The sequence below is a fragment of the Sinosporangium album genome (assembly GCF_900100605.1).
GTDB classification, from domain to species: domain Bacteria; phylum Actinomycetota; class Actinomycetes; order Streptosporangiales; family Streptosporangiaceae; genus Sinosporangium; species Sinosporangium album.
Map to the genome: position 1 here is coordinate 89,802 of NZ_FNCN01000016.1, position 16,642 is coordinate 106,443.

Genomic DNA, 16,642 nt, shown 5'->3' on the forward strand with positions numbered 1-16,642 from the left:
GGAGTCAGCTCGCCGGAACGCCCTCGGGACGCGGTCGCTTTCCCCGGGTGCGCATGGCGTGCTGCACGAGGTTGATGAGCACCTCCTTGCCGGAGTTGCGCTTACGTGCGTCGCATAGCACGACGGGGACGCTCGAATCGAGCCCGAGGGCCAGCCGCACCTCGTCGAGCGCGTAGATACGCGCGCCGTCGAAACAGTTGACCGCGACGACGAACGGCGTGCCGCGCCGTTCGAAGAAGTCGACCGAAGGGAAGCAGTCGGCGAGCTTGCGGGTGTCGGCCAGCACCACGGCGCCGAGCGCGCCGAGCGCCAGCTCGTCCCACACGAACCAGAAGCGCTCCTGACCCGGTGTGCCGAACAGGTAGAGCACGTACTGGTCTTTGATGGTGATCCGGCCGAAGTCCATCGCGACCGTCGTCGTGTGCTTGGCCTCCACGCCGGAGATGTCGTCGACGCCGACACTCCGATCCGTGAGGGTTTCCTCGGTGCGGAGTGGCGCCGTCTCCGAGACCGCGCCGACCATGGTGGTCTTGCCGGCTCCGAATCCTCCGGCGATCAGAATCTTGATCGCGGAAGGTGCCTTCTTGCGCGCCGCGCTCCGGTCAGAGCGACCGAAGTCCATCGATCACCGCCTGGTAGAAGCAGTCGTCGTCCATGTCCGTCTCCGGGTGGGGCTCGGAGACCTCAATGAAGTCTCTGTCGAGCAGGTCGCCGAGCAGCACCCGTATGGTGCCCGCGGGTAGGTCCATGCGGGCGGCGATCTCGGCCACCGACAGGAATTCTTCACATAGCCGCAGAATGGTGAGGTGTTCCGGGCCTAGCCCGACCTCAAGCGCCGCCGTCGGCCGGGTGGCCACCACAAGGGAGATGAGATCGAACTTGCCGCGGGTCGGTTCGGTACGGCCGCGTGTCATCACGTACGGTCTTACGATCGGCCCTGCCTCGTCGTCGAGCCAGCGATCCTCGGTGGGTCCCTCGGCCGGTGTCATCGTGACGCTTCGCTCCCCGCGCGAACCTCAGGCGTGCGTGCCGGAGACGTCAGATACTGACCGACCCGCACGACGAGCATCGCCATCTCGTAGGCCACGAGGCCGATGTCGGCCTCCTCCCGGCACAGCACCGCCAGACAGGCCCCCTCCCCGGCCACCGTCACCACCAGGAACGCCGACCTCATCTCGATGATCGTCTGCCGTACGGCACCGCCGCCGAACCTCTCGCTGACCCCGCGGGCCAGACTCTGCACTCCCGCGGCCACCGCGGACAGGTGTTCGGCGTCCTCGCTGTCGAGCCCGTGCGACGACGCCATCAACAACCCGTCCGTGGAGAGGAGAATCCCGTGCTCCGCCTCCTTCACCCGCCCCACCAGGTCGTCCAGCAACCATGTCAGGTCGGCCGAAGAACCTGTCTTCTGCACCACTTAGTTGTCCTCCTTCTGCCGGCCGAGACCGCCGCTCGCCGACCTACGGCTGTTCAGGCTGTCCGGCACACACGCGATCGTGACCGATGCCGGGTCAGGGCACCGATCCGCCATCTGACGGGGGCGGAGTCGAGCCGCCTTCCCGAGGGGGTTCGGAGGCGTCCGGCCACTGCTGTGGAGGCGGCGTGGACGCCTGATCGGCGTCGCCTCTCAGCAGCATCGCCGCGTCGGATCTCCCGCGTAGCGTGCCGGTCTGGAACGCCCCCATGAGTTTGCGGATCTCGTCGGGCGACCGATCGGCATCGTCGGCGTTGCCGTCGTGGTCGTCTACCAGAGGTCCATCGGTCCGAAGGCGTGGGGCGAGGCTTGCCTGCGGTACCCGGAAGGGCAATCCGGAGGGAGTGAAGTCGGTCGTCTGCGGAGGGGGCTCCTCCTGCCGGGCCGGCTGCGGTGGAAGGGGCGGGGGAGGAGTGCTGTCCTGCAGGGGCCGCTCGACGGGCCGGTCCCGGAGAAGCTCCTCAAGCCTGTCGCGGTCCTGCAGTTCGGGCACCGCCGTCAGCGCCGGCCTGCGTCCCGCGTCGGGCAGCGTGGAGGTGCCGTTGACGGAGGCGATCCTGACCGGCGGGTGCGAGCCGCCGGTGCCGGGAGCGGCCTCAAGGCGGGGCACGGCGACCGGAGAGTCGGAGGCGTCCTCCTCGCCCGCGTCCTCGCCCTCCTCCAGCACGATCTCCCGGGGGAGCAGGATGACGGCCGTGGTGCCGCCGTAGGGCGAATCCTTGAGCGACACCCTGATGTGGTGCCGCTCGGCGAGGCGGCTGACCACGTACAGCCCGAGCCGTGCCGTACTCGACAGGTTGAACTCGGGCGGGTCGGCGATCCGCTCGTTGGTGGCGGCGAGGTCCTCGCTGCTCATGCCGAGGCCGCGGTCCTCGACCTCGATGGCGTAGCCGTTCGAGACCATCTGACCGCTGACCTGCACCATCGTGTAGGGAGGCGAGAAGGCGACCGCGTTCTCCACCAGTTCGGCGAGCAGGTGGATGACGTCGCCCACGGCCCGCCCGACGAGCTTGGTCTCGCCCATCGGCATCACCGTGACGCGCGTATAGTCCTCGACCTCGGCCAGCGCGCCGCGCACCACGTCGACCATCGGCACCGGGCGCCGCCAGGCGCGGCCGGGCGACGAGCCGGAGAGCACGATGAGGTTCTCGGCGTTGCGTCGCATGCGGGTGGCGAGGTGGTCGACGCGGAAGAGGTCTCTGAGCTCGTTCGGGTCGCCCTCCCTGCGCTCCATCGCGTCCAGCAGGGTGAGCTGCCGGTGGACGAGCGACTGGGTACGGCGGGCCAGGCTGAGCAGGATGTCGCGGATGCTGCGCCGCAGCTCGGCCTGCTCGACCGCGACCTCGATGGCGGTGCGCTGTACGGCGTTGAACGCCTCGCCGACCTGGCCGATCTCGTCGGTGCCGAACGCCAGGGGCGGCGCCTCCGCGGCCACGTCGACCTCTTCGCCGTGGCCGAGGCGGCTGACGACGCCCGGCAGGCGCTCGTTGGCGAGTTCCCAGGCGGAGACGCGCAGCTTGGCGAGTTGGGCGACCAGCGCGCGGGCGGTGGTGACGGAGAGGATGACGGAGGCGATGACCGCGATGAGTCCGAGGCCGCCGGCGAGCACCAGGCGCACGATGACTCCGGCCACCACGGGCGTGGTGCGCTCTACCAGACGGTCACCGGCGGACAGGACGACGCGGTCCAATTCGTTGACCGCGGCGGTGGCCGCGGTGGTCCACTGGTCCAGGGTCACCGGGGCGGAGAGGCCCGTCGCCGTGCCCTGGAGGAGGGAATCCTCAAGGGCCCGAAAACGCGAATAAACGCTACCCTGAATAAATTTCGCATACTGCGCGTGGTCGAATTCCGGCAGGTCCGACGCCGCATCAGACACGTGATGGCGCTGGGCTCCCACGATCTGGGCGTAGGTGATCCGCTCCCGATCGCCGAATCGGCCGCTGGACAGAAAACCAGCGACAAGGGCGTCCTGTTGAGAGAGGAGCTCCATGCCGAGGCTCATTTCAATCAGGACGGAGATGTCCTTGGCGACCTCCACGTCGTCCAGGGCGCCGAGCGACTGGTAGATGCGATAGAACGCCCTGATCGTGTCGGTGTAGTCGCGGTGCGCCTGCTCGCCGGCGGTCGCTCCGCGGTCGACGGCCTTGCGTCCCGCGGGCAGGTCGTCCAGGCGTCCCAGCGTCTCCTGGATGCGCGTCCGCAGCGCGGGCGTGGCCGCGAAGTCCACGTCGGAGCCGGTCACGAGCTCGCGGAAGTTCGCCATGGCGGCGTCCGTCTGCCTGCGCTGCGACGCGAGAGCCGTACGGCTCTGCGTCGACGGCGCGCCGAGGCGGACGACCGTGAGCCTGCGCTCACGCTGGAGCTCGGTGACCAGCCGCTCACTGGGCTCGGAGACCCCCTGGTTGAGGGTGCTGACCCACAGGACGTTCATGCCCTCGCGCAGGGTCACCCAGGCGGCGAACGCCCACAGTGCGGCCAGTGACACCAGCATGGCTGTGACCTTGGTTCGCACACGCGAGTTGCGAAATCGCATTAGACCAGTCCCGGCGAATAATTTTCAGAGCGGTTCTGGACACCTAGCAAGCTTCTTTACAGTTATCCGCTGCTGGATGTCACCGGGCGCGATGCGTCGCCTACGACGTTCGGGCGCCTCGGGCACTTTAGCAATCAGCACAATTTCACTCAAGGCGACATTGTCTGTAAGTGCTAATGTGTCCGGGTTGGGGTGATGCGTGGGGCTATGGTTATATTGCCCTCCGTTGTGCGGCAAGAGGGGCGCTGACCTGCGCAAGGTGCATCGCGGTCAGTACGGCGGAGCGCACGATCGCCCCCGGCAGGTAGAGATCCTTGTCCACCCAGAGCGGCGGCTCGCCTGACAGGTCCTCAGCGTTGGCGACGCGCTCCGCCAGGAAGTCCAGCCCGCGTTCCACGGCCAGGTCCACCGCCCCTCGCCAGCGGTGGTCGGACACGGACCGGGTCATCAGCAGCGTGTGCATCGCGTAGGCCGTCTCCTCGGCCGTGCCGTTCCAACGGCCCCACGAGCCGTCCGACTGCTGCGTGTCGAGCGTCCACCGGACCGCCGCCCGCACCGAGGCCCCTGCCCCCGACGTCTCGGTGCCGAAGTGGTCCAGCGCGACCGCGCAACCGGCCGTGGCGTAGTAGGGGGAGGTGTGCCAGCGGTCCGACCAGCTCCCGTCGGGATCCTGACGTTCGCGCAGCCATCGCGACAGCTTGTCCCGGGTGGCGGTGTGATCGGAGCCGGGGTGGGAGGCCCCGTAGTGCCCGAAGACGTCCAGCACGTGCGCGTTCACCGTGACGGACTGCCCGTCCTCCCCCGGCCACGTGCAGAAGTGGTCGTCCAGCTCGAATCCCCGCAGAACCTCTGGGTCGATCTCCAGCCCCAGCAGCTCCAGGGCGTAGAGCACGACCGAGGTCGTGTCGGCGTCCACAGGCAGCCCGCTGCCGGTGGCGGTGCCGTCCGGCCCGAGCGCCCCACGCAATTCCTCTGCCATTCCCGCAGGTAAGGAGTACGGCACGCCCGCCCGCGACAACCCGCTCAGCACCCAGGACCGCTCGAACAGCGTGATCGGATAGGCGCACGGCGCGAGACCGCTGTGAGCGGCGAGGGTGTCCGTCAGGTACGACATGGCGGAACGCTCCATATCGCCCGTGCCCTCCCCGCCCAGCCACGCCGCGGTGGCCGCGGGGGAGGCCCCCACGCTTCCCGTGTCCGAAGGGCGGATCGTCGGGGCCCGGCGGGCGCTGTCGCCGGCGACCTCCAGCATGTGCAGGAACTTCTTCGGCACCCCGGTCCCCGACGCCACCCGCGCTCGCACGGCCGGCAGCATCCCGGGATCCACCCCGGGCGGTGGGGGGATCCGCGCCTCGCCCCGCCACTGGTCGAGCCCGGAGACTCCGCTGTCGGGAAGGGCGGCGAGGTATTCGTTCACCTGCTCGATCAGCGACAGCAGGATCAGCTCGACCCCGGGGGTGTCGGGCAGCGGGGCCGGACGGTCGCTCAGGCGGCGGTAGGCCGCGGCCAGCCCCTGGTCGACGGCGTCGGCCAGGGCGGCCGTGCTGCCCGCCGTGCTGCCCGCCGTGCCGCCCGCCGTGCCCCCGCCTCCCGAGGTCAGAAGCCGGAGCAGCGCCTCGGTGGCGCTGAGGGTGGGCACCAGCCCGAACTCTGCGGGTGCCCACCAGCTCCCATCCGCGCGTTGGGAACGAACCAGATACTCGACCCGTTGATCGTGTCCCGTCAACCAGGGCGCCAGCGACACCAGCCGCCCCGTCTCATAGACCGACGGTGTGACCTCCCCTAACGGTCGGGCGGTCAAGTCGGCCATCAGATCGTCGGCTCTCAAAGCTCTCCCCAGAAGTCTGTGACTCTGTAGAAACCCGCACAGAAGTCCATTTGCCGTTCCATGAAGTCCGCGAGATCGGGCTGATCCACCCGCAGCGCCGCGAGCAGCTCGCGTGCCCGCCGGGTGTGGCGGGCCAGTGCCTCGTTCACCGCTTCGTGCGTGTCGAGCATCAGCGCGTTGAGGTCGCCCCAGACGGTGTCCCGTCGGTAGGTCCCCTGGTCGTTCAGCAGCCGGATGACGCGCTGCACTTCACTCGCCGCGGCGAGGACGCCGTGGATGCCGTGGACGCCGTGGACGTCATCCGGCGCCGGCGATTCGCAGATCGTGACCCAGTGGGAGACCAGGACGAACGTGAAGCCGAGGTTGTCGGCGTTGGCGAGGTATCGGCGGAGGTCGGGGACGTCCGTCCGCCCCTCCGCACGGGCCGCCTTCCACTCCCACTCGGTCCGCATGCCCGCGAGCATCCTGCCCAGCTCGTCGCGCCACACCCCGCGCAGCGCGGGAAAGGCGGGCGCGGCGGATAACTCGTCGCGGAGGTCGGCCAGGAAACGCGCCAGGTCGTCGTCGTCGGCCGGTCGGCCGCCGTCGGCCACGGCCAGGCAGCGCCGTACGACATCGTCCACGTCGTCCTGCGAGTCGGCCGCGTAGTCCACGAGCCAGTCGAGGCCGAAAGCCCAGAAGGAGGCCTTGCCTGCCATCATCAGGCGGTCGGCGTCGAGCCAGGGCGCGCTGTGCGCCAAGGCGTCGGCGAGGGTGCTCTGCAGGGCCGGGTCGAACGCCTCGGCGCGGTAGAGGCCGGGGTAGGTGGCCGCGCACCTGCCCAGGGCCCGTTGGATCTTTCCCGCGGCGGCGGAGATCCGGCCCGCCTCGGCGGCAGGCCATAGCGTGCGGATGCTGTTGTTCATGAAAAGCGTTTCCTCCGGAGCGCTACCTGGGGATCAGCGCGAGGTTCACGCGTTCGCGCATGCGAAGCGCCGCGCCCGGTGCGGGCGTGAAGGTCGTCGCACCCACCAGCACGGGGCGGTACCTGCTCAAAATGGTCGCGGCGACGAGCGTCGCGGAGACCAGGAACATGTGGTTGCCGACACAGGTGTGGGGACCGCCGCCGAAAGGGAAGTAGGCGTAGCGGTGGTGCCTGGTCGAGCCCTTGGTGAGGAAGCGCTCGGGTTTGAAGGCGAGAGGGTCATCCCAGACCCCCTCCATCCGCTGGGTCACATAGGGGCTGATCAGCACATTTCCCCCGGGAGCGATACGCACCCCGCCGATCGTGTCCTCCCGCAGGGCCATACGGGGGAACAACCACCCCGACGGGTATACCCGGAGCACCTCCTGCAGGACCGCCTTCACGTACTGCAACTGGGGCAGATGCTCGGGGGTGACCGGCCCGGCCCCGACGACCCGGTCGATCTCCTCCTGTACGGCGGACGCCACCTCGGGGTTCTGATGCAGCACCGGCCACAGCCAGACCATCGCCTGCGCCGAGGTCTCCAGGGACGCACCGATCATGTTGACCGCGTCGTCGCGGACCCCCCGCCTGGCCGCCTCGTCCCACGAGTCGCCCTGCGCCCGGCACAGGACCGAGATCACGTCATCGCCGTCCGGCTGCCGCCTAGTGCGCTCCACAAGCGAGTACACGACGTCGTCGATGTCGCGGGTCGCGCGCCGGAAGGCGCGGTCGCCGGGAAGGGGGAACCGGTCGGGCACGAACGGCAGGAGCAGCCGGGCCACGACCGAGGCGGACGCCCGGTCGTAGGCGGGGACCAGCCGTGCGACCTCGGCGGGCGTCAGCCGGTCACCGAAGAAGATCCGGATCGAGGCCGCACTCAGAATTCTATTCATCTCCGTCAGCGCGTCCAGCGTTCTGCCGGATGCCGCCGCCTCATCGAGGCGGTCGACCTGCCGGCCGACGGCCTGAATTATGACGTCGGCGTGGGCATGAATGCTCCTGGAGGTGAAGAAAGGCTGAATAACCTTTCTGCTGTGCTCCCAAGAACGGCCTTCGCCGATAAGAATTCCGTTGCCGAGAAGGCGTCTCAACGGACGCCAGAACATTCCCTCGCGAATGTAGTTCTCGTGGTTGCCCTTCAGCACGTGCTGCACATGGTCGGGGTGGGTCACAAGGTAGCCGGTGAACCATCCGAGTCTGACCTCGGCCACGTCGCCGCCGGCCTGGCGGCCGAGGTCCTCTAATGCTCCAAGCGGGTCGCGGAGCAGTCGTGCGAACAACCGGTGATGGCTGACAAGGCGTTTGGGGCGCGCGTTGCTCACAGCCGCCGACATGGGTTCGATCCTTTCTGATGACCGGAACGATGGTCCCCCGTGTCGAAAGAGTGAGCTTTCAGCACTTTGCTTATCCGGTGCCGCTGAAGTATCACACGAGCAACTCACAGTGATCAACCGTTTACGGCTGTTAGTTTTCCAAGCATATACACGCGTTAATTCGTGCCCGCGTCCGGGTAGAGAGACGTACCCATCCCGTGGCCGCCGACGTAACGCAGTGAATAAAGGACGGGTTTTTGGGCCCTCCCCGTCGACCGGGTTTCGGTCCGGGTTCGTGCGGTGTTTCGGACATGGAGACCGAGCGGGGTGCCGACCGCCACCCCGGGAGCCGCCGCCGGCGTGCGACCTGCGAGTGTGGAGTGATGAGCGTACGTATGTGGGAGCTCACGACGACCGAAGTGGGTGAGCGGATCGCGGCGGGATGCACGACTGCCGTCGTCGTCGTGGGCTCAACCGAGCAGCACGGTCCGCATCTGCCCACATTCACCGACACCTACCAGGCGTACGCCGTCGGCGAGCTGTTCGCCCACCGAATCGGGGCCCTGCTGGCCGCGCCGATCCCGGTCGGCTGCGCCGACCACCACCTCTCCTTCCCCGGCACGATCTCGCTGCCCGAGGCCGTACTGATCGATGTGGTGGAGGCCTATGCGGCGAGCCTGTTCCAGAGCGGGTTCACCAGGATCGTGGTGTGCTCCACGCATGGAGGCAACTACGGGCCGCTCGCGCGCGGCGCCGACCGCCTGCGCGAGAGGCTGGAGACTCCGGGGCGCCGGGTGGTGGTGCTTTCCGATCTCGCGGCCTACGCCCGGGCCTACATCGCGGCGCTGAGAAACGCCGCCCTGCCCATGGTGAAGCTGCCGCACGCCGAGGCCTCCGAGACGTCGGTCATCCTGGCCATCCGGCCAGACCTTGTGAAGATGGAGCTGGCGGAGCCGGGCTTCATGGGTGACGTGCCGCGCGACAGGCTCATCGAGGAGGGGCTCGCCGCCGTGGCGCCGACCGGAGTGCTCGGTGATCCGCGAGGGGCGACCGCCGCCCTGGGCAGGGACTGCATGGCCAATGTCGTTGATGTCCTTGAAGCAATGCTTCGTGAGGCTCAATAGCCTAATTGGGGCGCATTCAACCAGAGAGACGGTTTAGTCCGTAATCCAGCACGGAGAGTGAACTGCCGGATTTCGGTCATTGTGATGTGGATCGTTCCGGCCGTCCGCGTCACGGCCCTTCCCCCGGCCACTGATCAGGAAGGAGCGATCGTTCGAACTCCCTGCGGCGCTGCCGGTCCGCCAGGGCGTGCGCCGCCACCGCGTCGCCCTCCACCGCGGCCTTGCGCAGCACCTCCTCGGCCTCTCTGGACCTGCCCTGAGCGCTCAGCAGGTCGGCGAGGCCGAGGATGGCCAGGCTGTCCCCGGCACTCGCCGCGCGATGCAGCGCCGACTCGGCCCGCAGAATCGAGATGGGCTTGCGCTCCAGCCGGGAGAGGGCCTCCTGGGCGATGTCGACGCCCGCGTCCGCGGCCCGGTGCCAGGTCTCGATGGCCTCGTCGATGAATCCCGCCTGCTCCAGCAGCACCGCGAGCTCACGCAGGGCCGACGCGCCGCCCGCGTCGGCCGCCCGCCGCCAGGTCTCGATGGCCTCCTCGACCCGGCCGTCCTGCTCCAGTAGTACGGCGAGCTCGCGCATGGCGGAGATGTCGCCCGCGTCGGCCGCCCTGCGGAGATGGGCGCATGCCTGCTCGACCTGCCCCGCCCTGGCCAGCCTGCTAGCCAGGGTCTTGAGCGCGGTGCGGTTGCCCCCGGCGGCGGCCTGCCGCCACATGCTCGTCGCCTCCTCCGCCCGGCCCGCCCGATCGAGCACCGCGGCCAGCTCCATGATGGCCTGGATGCCCCCGCCCGCAGCGGCCTGCTGCCACAGCTGCACGGCCTCGTTGATCCTTCCGGTCTTCTCCAGCAGCCGGGTCAGCTCCCGCTTGGCCTCGGTGCCCGGGGTCTGCCGCCACATCTGGATGGCCTCGCCGGCCCGGTCCGTCTTCTCCAGCAGCCGGGTCAGCTCCCGCTTGGCCTCGCCGTCGCCCGCCTCGGCCGCCCGGCGCAGCCACGCCTCGGCCTCGGCGGTGTCGCCGCCGCGTTCGAGGAGGTCGGCCATCACCGACATGGCGTAGGTGTTGCCGAGGGCCGCCGCCGTACGCCACACCCCGGCGGCCTGGTCGGCCTTGCCGGCGCGCTCAAGCTGGTCGGCGAGTTTCCACAGGGCGAAGGTGTCGCCGGTCCGGGCCGCGAGATCGGTGAAACTGTCGGGATCTTCGGGCTCGGGCTGCCGGGCCTCGATCCACAGCTCCCTGGCAGCGTCGGCGCCCCCTCCCAGCGTGCGCACCAGGCGGGCGGTGAAGTCCCAGCTCGGCAGGGGGGCGCGGCCGTCGAGAACGGTGGCGATGTGGGTGTGGCTGTATCCCACCTGCGCGGCGATGTCCCTCAGCGTCGGCATCCCCGCCCGCTCCCGCAGCCGCACCAGATGCTTGAGATATTCCGCGTACTGCGGGCTGATCGGCTCCATCCGCGCCACTCTGAGCCGGTGCCGGGCCCGGCCCAGCCGCCCGTGCACCGCCACCGGGGTCAGCTGGACGAGCTCGGCGATGTCCTTCACCGGGAACCCCGCCGCGCGCAGGTAGACCACCTGTGCCGTCCGCGTGTCGAGCTGCTTCAGCAGATCGCCCACCGCGAACCGCTCCACCACGTCGTCGGCCAGGTCGGGGACGGTGAGGACGGCCGGATTCTCCGGCTCGTCCGCCTCCGGCAGCGGGTCGGCCGGGAGCGCCCGCATGTGCTGGGCGCGCCGCGCCACCTGCTGGGTGACCCAGCGTCTCAGGTCGGGGGTGGTGCTCACCACGTCGTGCCAGCGCTGGTGCGCGGTGAGCATGGTCTCCTGGGCGATGTCCTCGTCGTCGGCCGAGCTCAGGCCGACGCGGGCGAGTGCGTCGAGCGCCCACCGCATGCCGAGGGGGTAGAAGTCGGGGAACCTGACGGGGATGCGCACGCCGTACCGGATGCTCTGCTCGGCGAGGTTGCGGCGCATGGCCCACTCGGAGAGATCCCCGCCGCAGGCCCAGACGATGGCCTCAAGCAGGCGTTCGGACGGCAGGCCGCGGCCGGAGAACGCCTCGGACAGCGCGGCCGGACTGTAGTAGGTGCGTACGGCGAGCTGCCGGAGCGACGGGTTGCCCGCCTGGGCGCGCAGTGCGCGGAGTTCGCCGGTGAACTCCGCGACGACGAGGTCGGAGGAGACCGGTCCGCCGGGTTCGCGGGCGGGGTTCTGAACGGGTGGGGTGGAGGCCGCCGCCGCGGGGCGGTCGCGGTCGCGCTTGCGCAGCGCGATCGTCACATGCTCCTGCCCCTGACTGGTCAGGCGGTAATAGCGACGCCTCGGCCCTTTTCCTCGGTGACCTGCGGATTCCCACGTTCCTTCGAGCCAGCCGACCTTTTCCAGTCTGGTCAGAAGGGGATAGACGGTCCCCGTGGGGCGCTTGGTGAGGGTGGCGATTTGAAGCCCGTAAACGGGTTCTCCGGCGGCGGAGGCGAAGACGTCGAGGACATCGAGGGTTGCATTTGTAAGACGGACGGCACTTGGCATTATCAGAACCATCTACGTATATAGAGATAGAGCCAGGTGTTCAGTCCTCGCGATGTAATGGTCGAGGAGCTGAATGACGGCGAAGGGTTCCGCGCCAGGTCGCACTGCTCACGGAACCCCTGCCTCGTGTGGAACCGCCGGTCTGGCCTGAGCCCCTACAGCTCGGGCCAGACCTCGCGGACAGCCAGATAGAGCTGGATCAGCACGGTGGTTCCCGTGCCGACCCGCACAAGCCACCCGAGCCAGCGGCGATAGCGGTTATCCTCTCCAGGTCTTGAGGAGGAGCACTCGTCGCACTCCTCCTCTCCGCCCTTCGGCTCATCGCCGCCCAGCGGAATTGCCATACGTGTCCTCTCCATTGGTGCTGAGGGAACCTTGACCGGTCCCGCGGGAACCTGCCACATGCGTTCCCAAAGAGCACCTCAAGAGAGGGTGAGGCATAGCGTAGCGGGATATGTCACCTTCGCGGTGGCAGCACCCGAGGTAACCGTTTCTTATCGCCCGCACTGTTCCGCGCATCGCCTATTGTCTGAATTAATGATGTTATTTGGACGATGGATGTGTGTCCGTAGTCGCGTTCCGGCGATTGCGCAGACCGAGCAGAACATCGACCGCCAAGAAGACCAGCAGCGACACCCCGAGCAGCGGCAACGCGTAGCCGACGGCGATCGCCGCCACGGCGAGCACCGCCAGAATCGGCCACGGCACGGCACGCCACCCGCCGCGCGGATACGGACGCCCGAACGACCACGTACGGCCACGCGTCGGACGCCGCAACCACCACATTCGGTAGCCCAGCACGATCAGCCACATGAGCCCCACGGCCAGCAGCCCGAGCACGACCTGATTTACCAGACCAAACATGATCCCCATATGGGTGTCGATGGTCCACTGGACGAGCTTGGCCATCAGCGGGTAATCATCGAACTTCAGCTCGGCCACCACCTGTCCGTGCGCGTCGACCGTTATCTGGTCCAGGCGCGTCGGCCATACCTTGTCGATCTGCTTGACCAGGGAGGGTGTGTCCGCGTCCGGCGGCACAACGATCTCCAGCGGCCCGGACATCCCCCGCGCCGCGGCGACCCCCGCGACCCGCTCGACCGTTCCGGCGTCGTCGGCCGGAGCACTGTGATGATCGTGCCCGCCGTGGGAGTCGCCGTGGCCACCGTGATCGGAGCTCGCCGCCGAGATCGAGGGGGTCTGCCAGCCGAACGCGGCCCGTACGGCATCGACGTTCACACCCGCGTACTTCGACCAGGTCAGCCCGGTCGCCGACAGGAACAGCAGGCCGAGCAGCGCCCACACTCCCACCGAACCGTGCCACGACAGCGTCCGGCGCCTGCCCGTGACCCCGCGCTCGGGCAGCAGCAGCGACCGCGCCCTGCGGTTGGCCCGGCGGTCGGCCCCGCGGCGGGCCCGGCGGCGGCTCAGCCACAGCAGCAGCCCTCCAAGCGCGACCACCCACAGCCAACTGGCCGCCAGCTCGCTGTAGATCCGGCCGGGTTCGCCGAGGTGGAGATGGCGGTGGAGCGAGGAGATCCACGCGCGCAGCGGCAGCGCGCCCGAACTGCCGTAACTTTCCAGGGTGCCGCGCACCTCGCCGTTGTGCGGGTCGACGAAGACGGCGAGGCTGGTGCCGGAGTCCCCGTCCGGCAGCGCGAACAGGACCCGGGTCGTGGTGCCGGGCTCGGGCGCGGGCCGTACGGCGATGACCCGCTCGCCCGGACGGCTCCGCTGAGCCGCCGCCACCTGCTCGGACAGCGGCACCGTGGTCTTCTGGGCCGGCACCGACAACTCGTGGCTGTGGACGATCTTCTCTAGCTGGAACGACGCCGCGTACAGCAGGCCGGTCAGCGCGGCCACCATCAGGAAGGGCGCCACCAGCAGCCCGGCGTAGAAGTGCAGGCGCAGCAGCAGCGGACGCAGGGCCGCCCAGGCCGAGCCCTTCTCGGGCGGCGCGGGGGAGGGGGAGCCGGTCTGCGGCTCTGTGTTGACGGGGTCTGTGTTGACGGGGTCCGCGTTGACGGGGTCTGCGTTGACAGGGTCTGCGTTGACGGGGTCCGCGTTGACAGGGGATGACATGCGAGGTCTCTCCGTTCTCGGAACTTCGAGGCACGGGTCGGCAAGGACGTGTCACCTCGAACCGGGAAAACTTCCGTGGGCCGGTGGGATGGCGGTCGCCACGGATCGGCCGCTCGCCCTCGGCGCGAACGCGCGCGGGCAAGGCGGAAAAGTCGGGTCGCCGTGGTTAGGGGAGGCGCACCCGATCAGAGGACGGAGAAAGACAGCGGAGGTCCGCGCCGCGTCACCGAGGCCGCGAGCAGCGTGGTGACCGGGGGCTCGGACAGGTCCGCGACAGCGGGGGCGGCGGTCCGCTCGTACGGCACGAGCAGGACCAGGAGCCGGGGAAGCAACCTCGCGAGCGAGGTCGAGGCGAGGAACGTCACCAGCTCAAGCAGTGACGCCAAGGACGATTCGCCACGCGAGAGCCACAAGCAGGAGGCCAGAGCCGCCGCAGCGTGTACGAAGAACATCCCAAAGCCCGTGGAATGTTCGGAGTGCATCGCATGGGTGATGGATTCGGCGTTTCCCCAGCTGAAAAGGTGGTGCAGGCCGTACTGCGAGGTAAAACCCGCGCCGAGAATCACGCCGAGGCCCCGCGGGCGCCCGCCGAGCGCATAAGCGCCCGCGGCCAGCAACGCCATGGCGGCGACCAGCAGGGAAAGGCGTACGGCACCGCCACCCGCAAGCATGTGCAGAGCCCCCGACACCGCCACGCATACGACCGCGAAGATCACGGCACGTGCGGCGCGGAAAGGGGGCTGGCCTACATGCACACCGTCATAGTGCCAGAAGATACGTCGATGTCCGGTAGTTCCTCGTTTTCCGAACCTTCCTATTGTTGACCTTGGGCAAGCCGCTCTCCAGTGAACCGGTTGAGGCGGGTCAGGCACCTGAAAGGGTGGTGTGCCGCCTCGCCGGTTTCAGACCGTCCGGCATGCCGTCCCGCTCCTCGTCGCCGTGCAGCGTGACGGGCTCCTGGAGCTCCATCACCCACTGGTCCGGCGCGTCGTCCGGGCAGTGCAGGTAGACCTCCCGGCCGTGGCCGGCCGAGCGGTAGCCGTGCTCGTCCATCCAGCGGGCCAGCCACTGGAACTTCGTGTCGAGCTCGCTGACCGGCCCCCTGTGCACCGTTGTCGCGGCGGTGAAGCCCGGGAGGTCCACGACCTCGAAGGGGTCCTTGGAGCACACCGTGGACTGTACGGGGAGAGCCGCGTGGATGATGACGCCGTCGAGGCAGTTCTCGTAGTAGGCGAAGGCAGGGCCCGCCGGGGACACACCCGCCTCGGCGGTGTGGCGGTAGAGGGACGAGAAAAGGGGCTCGATCGCGGCGTTGATGTGCTCGTGGGCGTAGCTCGGTGCGAGCGCGGTCATCTCGGCGGCCCTGACCGGGGCGATGCGTTTGAGCAGGACGTCTCCCGGTGCGACGCCGTCCTCCCGCTCGATCAGGCGCAGCCGCCCCTCCACCCGGTGCAGCCGCTCGATATCGGCCGTGATCCGCTCGCGCAGCTCGACCCTGCGCGCGAGCAGCATGTCGGAGAGACCCTCGCCGTCCCTCCGTTCGTCGAGGACCGAGTTCACCTGCTCCAGGGTGAAACCGAGGTCTTTCAACGCGATGATCCGGTTGAGCACGGGTAGCTGGGAGGCGGTGTAGTAACGGTATCCGTTCGCCGGATCCACGTAGGCGGGCTGGAGAAGGCCGATGGTGTCGTAGTGGCGCAGCATTCGCACGGATACCCGGCCCAGCCTGGCAAAATCTCCGATTGTGATCATTAGAACGTCCCAACGGGAGGAAACAATGAATTTATGCGATATGTAGGTTATTGTAGGTCGGGAAAGAAAAACAAGAATTTTATGCGCTCTGGGGAGAGGGTCTTGACGTGCCCGCGCATGAAATTCACCTCCGATGTCCCTCCAACGCGTGGGGGGCCTCTTTGGTGCCGCGCTCCCGGGCGGCGGCCGAGGCCGCCCAAGTGCCGCGCGATCCGCGCCGGCGACTTGAGACGCGCGGAGGTGGTGATTGGTCGCATGAACGATCCCGGTGTGCGCTTTTTCGAAAGCCGATGCTATCGAGATCGCCCCTCGGGCCCACAGCCGCGTTCCCGGTCGTGTACGGCAGAGCCCGGCGGCGGCCGGGCCGGCACGGGGAAAACGCTCTCCGGCGCGGGTCGCCGAGGCGGTCGGCAGGCGTCGACTCTCCTTTGTGGCCGAACGCTTCTTTGCGCATCCGGATGACCCGCCATCCAAACGGCGCGTCCTTGTCGAGGCCCTGGCGCTGTTCGCCCCCGCGGGGCTCGGCCACACGACCGTGCGCGACATCGCCAAGGCCCGCGGAAATAGCCGATGGCCATATCCCGGAGTTAACTCAATGCAGCGGACCGGAAGGGTGCGAGTCGCGATCCGGGCAAGCTGCCAAGCCGTTCGTCACGTGCTGATCAACATCCCCGCAGCGCGACTTAAATAAGGCATTCCCGCGCCGAAGAAGCCCGACGGCTTGGACATAATTCATGGCGGCACATAGTCGCTCGGACATGGGGCAGCCGTGTCCGAGAACTCTTTGGGGGAAACACAATGATCCGTCGCATCCTCACCGGTTCGGCCATCGTCGGTCTCGCGCTCTTCGGCCCCGCCGCCGTCGCGACCGCCAACGCCGACACCATCGGTTCGACCTGCAGCAGCAACAACCTGATCGGTATCGCCAACTGCGTGAACCTCGGCATCCTCGGGTCGCCGATCCAGTCCGTGTACGGCGGCCACCACCACCACCTCGGCGGTCACCTCGGGGGCCTGCACGGCCTCTGGTAGATGCCGAACCGGATGACAGACCGGCACACCACGTTGC

14 protein-coding genes are annotated in these 16,642 nt (G+C 68.6%); 2 read left to right on the forward strand and 12 right to left on the reverse strand.

Annotated features, from left to right (window positions below):
• Positions 1–4 precede the first annotated feature (4 nt).
• From BLQ73_RS18025 to BLQ73_RS18055, 7 genes are all read right to left on the reverse strand, one after another.
• The gene (locus BLQ73_RS18025) at positions 5–622 is read right to left on the reverse strand and encodes a GTP-binding protein (protein ID WP_093171633.1); all 618 of its coding nucleotides are present in this window, start codon (positions 620–622) and stop codon (positions 5–7) included.
• Positions 603–989 (reverse strand): DUF742 domain-containing protein, encoded by a 387-nt coding sequence (locus BLQ73_RS18030; protein WP_093171634.1) that lies wholly within the window; start codon positions 987–989, stop codon positions 603–605. The genes BLQ73_RS18025 and BLQ73_RS18030 overlap by 20 nt, the downstream gene beginning before the upstream one ends.
• Positions 986–1,417: a roadblock/LC7 domain-containing protein gene (locus tag BLQ73_RS18035; RefSeq protein WP_093171635.1), complete on the reverse strand. Its 432-nt coding sequence runs from the start codon at positions 1,415–1,417 to the stop codon at positions 986–988. The genes BLQ73_RS18030 and BLQ73_RS18035 overlap by 4 nt, the downstream gene beginning before the upstream one ends.
• Positions 1,418–1,511: 94 nt before the next feature.
• Complete coding sequence (locus BLQ73_RS18040; protein WP_245691168.1) at positions 1,512–3,965, reverse strand: nitrate- and nitrite sensing domain-containing protein; 2,454 nt, start codon at positions 3,963–3,965, stop codon at positions 1,512–1,514.
• A 253-nt stretch (positions 3,966–4,218) separates the two neighbouring features.
• The gene (locus tag BLQ73_RS18045) at positions 4,219–5,835 is read right to left on the reverse strand and encodes a prenyltransferase/squalene oxidase repeat-containing protein (RefSeq protein WP_245691169.1); all 1,617 of its coding nucleotides are present in this window, start codon (positions 5,833–5,835) and stop codon (positions 4,219–4,221) included.
• Positions 5,832–6,740, reverse strand: a complete 909-nt coding sequence (locus tag BLQ73_RS18050; RefSeq protein WP_093171638.1) for a terpene synthase family protein — start codon at positions 6,738–6,740, stop codon at positions 5,832–5,834. Before BLQ73_RS18050 ends, BLQ73_RS18045 begins: the two co-directional genes overlap by 4 nt.
• A gap of 22 nt (positions 6,741–6,762) precedes the next feature.
• Complete coding sequence (locus tag BLQ73_RS18055; RefSeq protein WP_093171639.1) at positions 6,763–8,115, reverse strand: cytochrome P450; 1,353 nt, start codon at positions 8,113–8,115, stop codon at positions 6,763–6,765.
• A gap of 362 nt (positions 8,116–8,477) precedes the next feature.
• On the opposite strand from BLQ73_RS18055, the gene BLQ73_RS18060 reads away from it, so the two are divergent.
• Complete coding sequence (locus tag BLQ73_RS18060; RefSeq protein ID WP_176955525.1) at positions 8,478–9,218, forward strand: creatininase family protein; 741 nt, start codon at positions 8,478–8,480, stop codon at positions 9,216–9,218.
• 109 nt (positions 9,219–9,327) lie between these two features.
• Here BLQ73_RS18060 and BLQ73_RS18065 read toward each other — a convergent pair whose 3' ends face one another.
• The 5 genes from BLQ73_RS18065 to BLQ73_RS18085 all read right to left on the reverse strand — a co-directional run bounded on the left by BLQ73_RS18065 (position 9,328) and on the right by BLQ73_RS18085 (position 15,573).
• Positions 9,328–11,739 (reverse strand): helix-turn-helix domain-containing protein, encoded by a 2,412-nt coding sequence (locus BLQ73_RS18065; protein ID WP_176955526.1) that lies wholly within the window; start codon positions 11,737–11,739, stop codon positions 9,328–9,330.
• Positions 11,740–11,894: 155 nt separating this feature from the next.
• Positions 11,895–12,083, reverse strand: coding sequence for a hypothetical protein (locus BLQ73_RS18070; protein WP_093171642.1), 189 nt, complete (start codon positions 12,081–12,083; stop codon positions 11,895–11,897).
• A gap of 199 nt (positions 12,084–12,282) precedes the next feature.
• A complete protein-coding gene (locus BLQ73_RS18075; protein WP_093171643.1) occupies positions 12,283–13,821 on the reverse strand; it encodes a PepSY-associated TM helix domain-containing protein in 1,539 nt (512 codons plus the stop codon).
• Positions 13,822–14,006: 185 nt separating this feature from the next.
• Complete coding sequence (locus tag BLQ73_RS18080) at positions 14,007–14,576, reverse strand: hypothetical protein (protein WP_143020320.1); 570 nt, start codon at positions 14,574–14,576, stop codon at positions 14,007–14,009.
• A gap of 109 nt (positions 14,577–14,685) precedes the next feature.
• Positions 14,686–15,573: a MerR family transcriptional regulator gene (locus BLQ73_RS18085; RefSeq protein ID WP_093171645.1), complete on the reverse strand. Its 888-nt coding sequence runs from the start codon at positions 15,571–15,573 to the stop codon at positions 14,686–14,688.
• 798 nt (positions 15,574–16,371) lie between these two features.
• On the opposite strand from BLQ73_RS18085, the gene BLQ73_RS18090 reads away from it, so the two are divergent.
• Positions 16,372–16,605 (forward strand): hypothetical protein, encoded by a 234-nt coding sequence (locus tag BLQ73_RS18090; RefSeq protein ID WP_093171646.1) that lies wholly within the window; start codon positions 16,372–16,374, stop codon positions 16,603–16,605.
• The last annotated feature ends 37 nt before the right edge of the window (positions 16,606–16,642 follow it).